This window comes from Altibacter sp. (assembly GCF_019913785.1).
Classification (GTDB): Bacteria; Bacteroidota; Bacteroidia; order Flavobacteriales; family Flavobacteriaceae; genus Altibacter.
In genome coordinates, this window is record NZ_JAIOHK010000056.1 from 1 (window position 1) to 2,356 (window position 2,356).

A 2,356-nucleotide genomic window follows, 5' to 3' on the forward strand; every position below is an offset into this window, starting at 1 on the left:
TTCTTGAGTTTGACACCTAAATCGTCTATCTCGTTTAAAACGAGGCTTTTAAAAAAAGCCGGTTCGCACTACACCATTTATTAGCATGGTGAGTGACAGACTCTTATGGTTTTTTTGATTTTACATGATTTTTATATGTATTGATTTATAGATTGTTGTGGTATCAAGTCGGGTAGTTCGCGTATTGATAAAACTTTCATTATTTCTTTTGCTCCAGTTTCTATTTTTGAGCGCAAGTAATATTGTTGCTCGTTTTGGCTGATTAAGCTCATTTGCATTTTTGTAAGATTTTTACGAATCTCGTTTTCTGATTGCGGAGTGCCTTGTTTTTTTAATTGCAACTGTAAATAGTTCAGTACTGTAAAAGAAATATAGCAGAGGGCTAAATGACCTAAAATACGGTTTTCTGTCCAATGATACATGGGGCGAGTTTCTAAAAAAGTCTTAAAACTCCTGAATGACTGTTCTATTTTATAAAGCTGTTTGTAAGCTTCAAGTATTTGTTTTACAGACAATTCCTGATTATTGGTTGCAATTGAGGTAAAACCATCGAACCGCTCGCTTCTCTTAATTTTTTCCAGATCTAATGAAAAGATATCTTTGCTTTCTTTTTTCAGATAATAGGTCTTGGCCTTTTTGCCTAAGGATTGTGGATTTTCGATAAATATTTGAGCCTTTCTAATTTTCTCCTCCCTTTCCGCTTTGTCTTTAGCAGCTCGTTTGGCACTGTAGGTGCTTATCAATTTTTTCCCTTTGTAGGGGCTAACATAGTATTTAATCTCTATTTCTTCGTTGCTGGTTATATCTGCTACTTTCAAGATTTCATACTTGCTAATATCTAATATTTCATCCTGTATTTTCTTGGATAGGTTCTTGAGCCGTTCTCCAAATATATATTCATAATCAGCATCTTGAACTTCCAACAGATTATCAGCATTCATCATTCCGGTATCGGCTACGCATATTATTTTACCAATCTGGTATTTGTCTTTCAAGCGGGCAACTGCATCAGAAAAAGTATGTCCTTCGTATTGTCTGCCACGATATACTTCATAGCCAACGGGCTGTTTATTTTGGTCTATCAACAAGCCAAATGTTACAATGGTATTGCCTATTTTACCATCTTTACCAAAGCCTTTCTCACGAAACCCGTCTTCTTTATCACTATCAAAGTAAAATGTTGTAACATCATAAAAAACAAGGTCAAGGGTTTGGTTAAATAAATTTCGCCCTTTATGATAGATTAACTGTTTAATTCTCTCTTGGTTACTATGCAAATGATCTAAAGTGCGGTAAATTTGATGTAATTCGATGTGTTCTATTCCAAAATAATCGTTTTGGTTTATGTAATTTGACAATTTACTCACCGGATCATGCAGCCTTTCACAGATTAAAAGCGTGACACTTTCCATAAGGTTGTACTCAAGGTCTTTATGGTTGGTGATTCTATCAAAAAATGTGTCAAAGGCATAGCTGTGTAACAGTTTTTTCACAACGAGAGGGAATCCATAATAATACCTACAAATCTCATGAAGTTGTTTTGATTGCAGCTCCTCTAAGCTTCCTCCACCAAGTTCATAAAGAGTCTGACCGATTTTTTTTAGGGCATCAGCAGAGTAATCTTCAACCTTGCCAAGATTAAATAATGTCCGGTGCCTGCTCTTACCGTCTTCTGACCTGTAACTCTGCACAATCCTCAGATAAGTGCCATTAGCTTTTTTATCTTGCCTTAAAAATGCCATCGTGTTCAATTTTAATATTTTACAAAATGTTCGCACTTCTTTTCAGAAATTATAAATTCTGAATACCAAGCAAAATTACAAATATATCCCTTAAATCAACTACCATTTTCGCACTACACTTTTGGGATTTCTAAAATAAAATCCTTGATTTATAAGGGTTACAGAGAGTTTAGGTAGGGTTAGGTGTCAAACTCAGGAAAAATGATGCGTTTGCCCTGCAGCCCTATAAGGCTTGCATCAAATTCAGATACCTCCAGCAAACATAAGAAAAAAATCAAATACCCAAACCACCCCTCAACTTTCAAATCCTCCCCACAAAGCTCTCTACCATTCTCCCTGCCCACTTACAGCGCATCAACAAATTAAAAAGCCCTATCGTTACCACGGCAACTACTGCACCCAGCAGCACATCAATAATATAATGGTGTCCGGAGTAAACTGCCGAGAACCATATACCCAGCATAAACAGTACGAAAAGCACTTGAGTTTGACACCTAAATCGTCTATCTCGTTTAAAACGAGGCTTTTAAAAAAAGCCGGTTCGCACTACACCATTTATTAGCATGGTGAGTGACAGACTCTTATGGTTTTTTTGATTTTACATGATTTTTATA

1 protein-coding gene and 1 pseudogene are annotated in these 2,356 nt (G+C 36.0%); both read right to left on the bottom strand.

The window, feature by feature from the left end:
- Window positions 1-131: 131 nt before the first annotated feature.
- Entirely contained in the window at window positions 132-1,742 is a 1,611-nt protein-coding gene (locus K8F54_RS09440; RefSeq protein WP_290790017.1) for an IS1634 family transposase, read from the bottom strand.
- A gap of 301 nt (window positions 1,743-2,043) precedes the next feature.
- Window positions 2,044-2,226 (bottom strand): annotated as a pseudogene (locus K8F54_RS13955) (hypothetical protein); the annotation flags it as partial.
- Window positions 2,227-2,356 lie beyond the last annotated feature (130 nt).